This is a genomic window from Pseudohalocynthiibacter sp. F2068 (assembly GCF_023015645.1).
Lineage (GTDB): Bacteria > Pseudomonadota > Alphaproteobacteria > Rhodobacterales > Rhodobacteraceae > Pseudohalocynthiibacter > Pseudohalocynthiibacter aestuariivivens.
The window spans coordinates 1-5,823 of the sequence record NZ_JALKAK010000036.1; the positions used below are offsets into that span (position 1 = coordinate 1).

Annotated in this window: 5 protein-coding genes and 1 pseudogene; 4 read left to right on the forward strand and 2 right to left on the reverse strand. The window is 56.4% G+C overall.

Annotation, left to right across the window (positions count from 1 at the left end):
- Window positions 1-103: 103 nt before the first annotated feature.
- A pseudogene (locus MWU63_RS20250) lies at window positions 104-700 on the forward strand (site-specific integrase); the annotation flags it as partial.
- A gap of 740 nt (window positions 701-1,440) precedes the next feature.
- Here the strand turns inward: MWU63_RS20250 and MWU63_RS20255 are convergent.
- Both MWU63_RS20255 and MWU63_RS20260 read right to left on the reverse strand, forming a co-directional pair.
- Window positions 1,441-2,001: an ester cyclase gene (locus tag MWU63_RS20255; protein ID WP_247079808.1), complete on the reverse strand. Its 561-nt coding sequence runs from the start codon at window positions 1,999-2,001 to the stop codon at window positions 1,441-1,443.
- Between the two features lie 126 nt (window positions 2,002-2,127).
- A complete protein-coding gene (locus tag MWU63_RS20260) occupies window positions 2,128-3,024 on the reverse strand; it encodes a LysR family transcriptional regulator (RefSeq protein WP_247079810.1) in 897 nt (298 codons plus the stop codon).
- A 154-nt stretch (window positions 3,025-3,178) separates the two neighbouring features.
- Here MWU63_RS20260 and MWU63_RS20265 point away from each other — a divergent pair, with 154 nt between their 5' ends.
- Genes MWU63_RS20265 through MWU63_RS20275 form a run of 3 tightly spaced genes read left to right on the forward strand, consistent with a single transcriptional unit; the run spans window position 3,179 to window position 5,471 of the window.
- Window positions 3,179-3,601, forward strand: a complete 423-nt coding sequence (locus MWU63_RS20265) for a DoxX family protein (RefSeq protein ID WP_247079812.1) — start codon at window positions 3,179-3,181, stop codon at window positions 3,599-3,601.
- Window positions 3,602-3,659: 58 nt separating this feature from the next.
- The gene (gene ygiD, locus MWU63_RS20270; protein ID WP_247079814.1) at window positions 3,660-4,487 is read left to right on the forward strand and encodes a 4,5-DOPA dioxygenase extradiol; all 828 of its coding nucleotides are present in this window, start codon (window positions 3,660-3,662) and stop codon (window positions 4,485-4,487) included.
- A gap of 12 nt (window positions 4,488-4,499) precedes the next feature.
- Window positions 4,500-5,471 (forward strand): glutathione S-transferase family protein, encoded by a 972-nt coding sequence (locus MWU63_RS20275; RefSeq protein WP_247079816.1) that lies wholly within the window; start codon window positions 4,500-4,502, stop codon window positions 5,469-5,471.
- Window positions 5,472-5,823 lie beyond the last annotated feature (352 nt).

Below are 5,823 nucleotides of genomic sequence, written 5' to 3' on the forward strand. Positions count from 1 at the left end.
TTCAGCGCATCCTCATCCGAATACCGTTTCCGAGCCATCCCTTCTTCCTCCTGTGACACTCAAATAGTGGCTCAGTTTTAGGGGGCTAAGACAGGAAGTCGCAGAACTCATTGCCCACGCAAAGACTGACAAGGAACGTGGCATATTCTATGCGTTTCCGTTCCTGACGGGTGTGCGGGTGTCTGAGCAATTGGGACTTCTGTGGGAAGATGTTGACCTTGATCGCAACCTGATCTCAATCAGGCGTGTGCAGGAACGCGACGGCACATCAACCGACACCACCAAGAGCGAAGCTGGCGAACGTGAAATCCCGATCTCGGCCACCTTGCGCACCATGCTGCTTGAATGGCGGCTGGTTTGCCCCCGGCTTGAAGGCGAACTCTTTCGCGTGTTCCCGGGGCCCGGCGTTCCACAGCAATGGCCCTTGCCGCGCATCGGTGGCGGTGGTCCCATTCTTTATTCAAATTTCCTCAAACGCTATTGGCGGCCAGCGTTCAAGCGGGCAGGGGTGCGCTATGTGACCCACCATTCCGCACGCCACAGCTTCGTGTCGACGTTGCAAGCACATGGTGTTGAGATTGGGCTTGTCGCCAAGCTTGCTGGGCATGCAAATCCAGCTGTTACCCTTGGACACTACACCCAGGCCGTGCGTGGCGGCACCGAGGCCCTCGCCATCCTCGATAGGGCCTATCAGGCATAGTCCTGGAGACACGGGGAGGGGGTGCGGAGACGCGGGAGACCGGGGCGCGGTGTGGACATGGCGAGGGCGTGATGAGGGGGGATCGGTGAGATGGTGGCAAGGGTCTCTCAAAGTTTGGAGCGCAATTGTAGTCTGAACCTGAAGCGGACATTATTTGCATAACATCGAATGTGCTCTGCGTGGCACGAAGGAGACCTTCGTTGAGGCTGTGGCGAACTTCTACTTCGCGGGACGAAGCTGCCGTTCAGACGAGAGCGTTGAATATCTACATTTCCCAAATTGAACAACCGCACATACCCAAAATGTCACGTGAACCCAGGACTGCCGGATTTTCACCCATCGAGCGCAAACGACGGATTGAAGATCGGTTGCCTTCGAGCTGACGGGGCAATGCACGTTAGCTTCTTTGGTACGTTGTTGGGGCAGGCAAAATACTAAACTTGAACCGAGTTTGTTCGCGGTTTTGGCCAGAATGGGACCAAAATTGATAGACGGGCCTTCGCGTTTCGCTCGCGCGTGCCACCTTTCCTTGAATTGCGTGATCCAAATCCCGCCTAAACGTCTGGATGTGACGCGTAGGGTTGGAGCGGTAACAGCCGTGCTAGGTCAGAGTTTACGCCACCAACCTTTCGCATGTCTGACATAGGATCAGTGATTTGTTTCGTGAGGACTTGCGGGTTAACGCGTCAAATGCCCCCCCCGGCGTCCGGGAGGGCATAGATCTGTATCGAACTCGACAGTTAGTCGCGCAGGCCGATCTGTTTATAGAAGCTGTCATTGTCCCAGAACAGATACTCTTCGCTCATATTCCCTGCTTCGGTCCAGTGGCCGATTGTGGCCATGGTCAGGGAATAGGATTTGCCGGTGGGCTGAATGAATTGACCATCGCCGATGGGCATAGGCTCTGAAAACGTACCTTTGATTTCACCAACAACACCTGTCCATTCACCTTGGCCGATACGGATCGGATGGGTTTCGATTTTGGTGTCCGGGGCAAAGACAAAGAAAGCTTTCAGGTCTTCGATATGAACGTCAATACCGATCGTGGTGCGCCCGTCGGGCCAGTGAACAATCACGTCATCGGCGTGGCTTTCATGCAGCCGGTCCCATTGTTGATTTGAGAAGACCTCGAAGTCCAGAACATCGAACGTGTTCAAATGTTCAGCGATTTTCGCCTCGTCAGCTTGGCGCTGCGCCAGTTCGGCCAGCGCGGCCGTCATTGCGGCGTTGTCATCGGCCAAAATCGGCGCGGCAAGACCAGTTGCAAGGGCAGTCACGGCAGTCAATGTAAGCAGTTTCAAGATAGGTTTCTTTCCTGTTTCAGATCATCGTTGTGTTTCGATGTCCTGAACATGGCATCCTAAATTTAAGCATGAAATGATCTTTATAACGAATGACTATCGCCGATTTGTTCTTAATTTAGTGCCCTACAAAAGCCCTGACCGACGGATGTCGTTTTGCGCAAAGTCGATCAGCGCGCGTAGTTTGCGCGGCAGCGCCCGGCCCTCAAGATAGACGGCGCTAACGGGAAGGGTCTCGCCCTCAAACTCTGGAAAGAGGCGTTTTAGACGTCCCGCTTCAATCGCCGCTGACAGTGAGAATTTCGGCTCGTAAACAATGCCATGCCCGTCCATAGCCAGCTCGCAAGCGGCATGGGCCGAGTTCACCATATACCGCCCAGCGGTCGAGACACTGTGGTCTTCTCCGCCCTTAGAGAATCCCCATTTGTGCGTGGCGTGACGGTTGGTGTCGACGATGCAAGAATGTCCGCTCAGCTCGTGCGGCTGGCTTGGATCTCCATGATCCGCCAGATAGCTGGGCGAAGCCGCAGCCATGATTTCCAACATTCCCAGCTTGCGCGCTTTCACGGATAAGGTCTGCGTGACGCCAATGCGAAACGCCAAATCAATCCCGTCGCGCGCTAAGTCGACATAACGATCGCTAAGCCGCAGGTCGATCCGCAGGTCCGGGTGTTCGGCGCCAAACCGACCCAACATCCCAGCTACATAGATTTCGCCAAAGGTCACGGGGGCGGACACCCGAATGGTCCCCGTGAACCCGCGCGAGCCTTCGCCCGCTTCGGTCAGCAGATCGTCAAGTTCGTCCAGTAGGGCCGGCGCGCGCGCCAAAAGATCTTCGCCTGCGGGGGTCAGACCCACTTTTCGGGTGGTGCGTTGCAACAGGCGAACGCCAAGGCGAGCCTCAAGCTCGGCCACGTATTTCGACGTCAGCCGGTTTGAAATGCCCATCTGATTGGCCGCTGCCGTAAAGGATCCGGTCTGCGCTGTGGCCACAAAGGCGCGGAGTCCGTCGACGATATCCATAAAAAGACGTCCCCTTTCGATATGGAACAAACTGTGGAAGGTCATTCCACAAAGTCGTCATTTTATTGAATATCTGCAAGACCTAAAGTTATCTCAAAAGGACGAAGCGGCTCAGCACGAGCTGCCAGCCTGAACCCCGAGAAGGAGACTTGAAATGATTGACCAAAAAACCGCTCCCTATGCCGCGACTGTTCTGCGTGTCGCAACTGGCATCATGTTTATAGCCCATGGGCTGACCAAAGTTCTGGTCTTCACTGTGCCCGGCACGGTCGGCTATTTCGAAAGCCTGGGTCTGCCCGCCATCGTGGCCTATCTGACCATCCTTGCCGAGCTGGCAGGTGGCACCGCGTTGATCCTTGGCGTCGCAACGCGCGTGATTTCTCTGGCCGTCCTGCCGGTTCTTTTAGGCGCTGTTTGGGTGCATTCCGGCAATGGCTGGATGTTCAGCAGCGCAGGTGGCGGCTGGGAATTCCCACTGTTCTGGGCTGTCGCACAAGGCGCAGTGGCCTTGCTGGGCAGCGGCGCCTACGCGCTGAAACTTCCCGTCGTTGAAAAAGTTCTGGGCCAATACGCCTGAACAAAATGATCCCTCAGAGGCCACTTCGGTGGCCTCTGACCTTTCCAGGAGAGCCCCGATGAGCGCGACCCATTCCCTTCAGCAGTTGAAAGACAGCCTAAAAGCGACTGATCGTATTCCGCTGGTCTTTTTGGGGCACGGCTCTCCGATGAATGCCATCGAGGACACGGCCTATAGCCGCAGCTGGACCAATCTTGGCCGCGCGCTGCCCCGCCCGCAGGCTATTTTGGTGGTCTCGGCCCATTGGATGACGCGCGGCACAACGCTGGTGGATGTGTCGGTCATGCCCCGAACGATCCACGATTTTGCGGGCTTCCCTCATGAGCTGTTCAAGGAAAGCTATCCCGCGCAAGGCAACCCCGATTTGGCACGCGAGGTGGTCACGCTGTTGGCCAGCCATCGCACTCAAGAGGACGACACTTGGGGGCTTGATCACGGCGCTTGGACGGTTCTGAAGTTCCTGTATCCGGATGCGGATGTGCCGGTGTCTCAGCTGTCCGTCGACATGACCAAAGACCTAAACTGGCATCTTGAGACGGGTAAGCTGCTGTCAGACTTGCGCGACCGCGGCGTGCTGATCCTTGGCTCTGGCAATGTGGTGCATAACTTACGCGCGCTGGACTGGGTGCATCGTCAGCCGCAAGATTGGGCGACCGAGTTTGACACGCTGTTTGCCGACCGACTAGCGGACCGCGATTTCGGCGCGCTGACAAACCGCCCGCAGCTTGGCGCGCTTTTGCGCAAGGCACACCCGACGCTGGATCACTATATCCCGACGCTGACCATTGCTGGGGCTTCGGATGCGCGCGACCAGCTGACCTTTATGAATGACAGTTTTGATCTGGGGACGTTGTCGATGCGCTCCTTTGTTTTTCACGCGATGTGAAGGAATGATACGATGCTTGTGAACGGTAAATGGGTCGAGAACTGGCAACCGGTACAGAACGCGGACAAACACGGGCGCTTCCTGCGTCAGGTTTCGTCCTTTCGCAACTGGATCACACCTGATGGCAGCGCTGGCCCCACGGGCACGGGCGGCTTTAAGGTCGAGGCGGGGCGCTATCGTCTTTATGTCGCGCTCATCTGCCCATGGGCGTCGCGCACTTTGATCGCACGCAAACTAAAGGGGCTTGAGGACATCTTGCCGGTCACCTTGGTGAACCCCACATTGACCGACCAAGGGTGGAGCTTCGGCGGATATCCCGGCGCCGATGATGATCCGCTGTTTGGCGCCAGCTATATGCATCAGATCTATACGCAGGCCGATCCGAATTTCACCGGCCGCGCAACGGTGCCCGTGCTGTGGGACATGAAGCAAAACGTCATGGTGAACAACGAAAGCGCAGACATTCTGCGCATGTTGGACACGGCGTTTGAAGGGTTGGTTCCGTCCGATCTGCGCCTGTATCCCGACGACCTCGCCGACAAGATTGACGCCCTGAATGTGCCGATTTACGAGAAGCTGAACAATGGCGTTTACCGCGCTGGTTTCGCAACCTCCCAGGAGGCCTATGACGAGGCGATCACCGGCATTTTCGACACGCTCGACCGGCTCGAGTCCCTGTTGCAAGGCGACTATCTGTTCGGCGATCGTTTGACAGAGACAGACATCCGCGTGTTCGTGACCTTGATCCGGTTTGATGCGGCCTATCATGGGCTGTTCAAAACCAACCGCCTGCGCATCGCCGACTATCCCAAACTGTCCGCCTATATGGAACGCATCCTGAACCTGCCCGGCGTCATCGATACCGTGAACATGGACCACATCACCCACGGCTACTACTCGATCAAGGCGCTGAACCCCCTTGGCATTCGTCCCACAGGGCCTGCGCATATCGAAAAGCTGCTGGCCGCGGCGCGGGGGGCGTGATGGGTACTATGCTTCATCTCTGGCGACACGAATGAAGAAGGTTTGACCAACGACGCTCCAAGGATCCTGCCCAGGCACCATTGTAGCTGACAAAGTGATAGGTCCTCTGGTGCAACAGACCAGAAATTCAGCCCCATTCTTTCTTTCTCTGAAGCAGACATCTGCTGCGATGCAGAATGGCGGACATTTGGGCTCAAAGCGGTCATCAGACGCTTTCAATCAGTTTTCGAAGCAAAATCGGCTGCCCGATGTCCGCTGAGCGGTGTGGTTTCAACTGATCGCCGCAACACATGCTTCAAATTTCTCTGCTGGCGTTTGGTATTGCAAGGTCTTTCGAGGTCGCTCGTTGAGT

Bases quoted from the DNA above. Each gene is read 5' to 3' on its own strand.
- MWU63_RS20275 (WP_247079816.1), top strand. From the start codon at position 4,500: ATGCTTGTGAACGGTAAATGGGTCGAGAACTGGCAACCGGTACAGAAC.
- MWU63_RS20265 (WP_247079812.1), top strand. From the start codon at position 3,179: ATGATTGACCAAAAAACCGCTCCCTATGCCGCGACTGTTCTGCGTGTC.
- ygiD (WP_247079814.1), top strand. From the start codon at position 3,660: ATGAGCGCGACCCATTCCCTTCAGCAGTTGAAAGACAGCCTAAAAGCG.
- MWU63_RS20260 (WP_247079810.1), bottom strand. From the start codon at position 3,024: ATGGATATCGTCGACGGACTCCGCGCCTTTGTGGCCACAGCGCAGACC.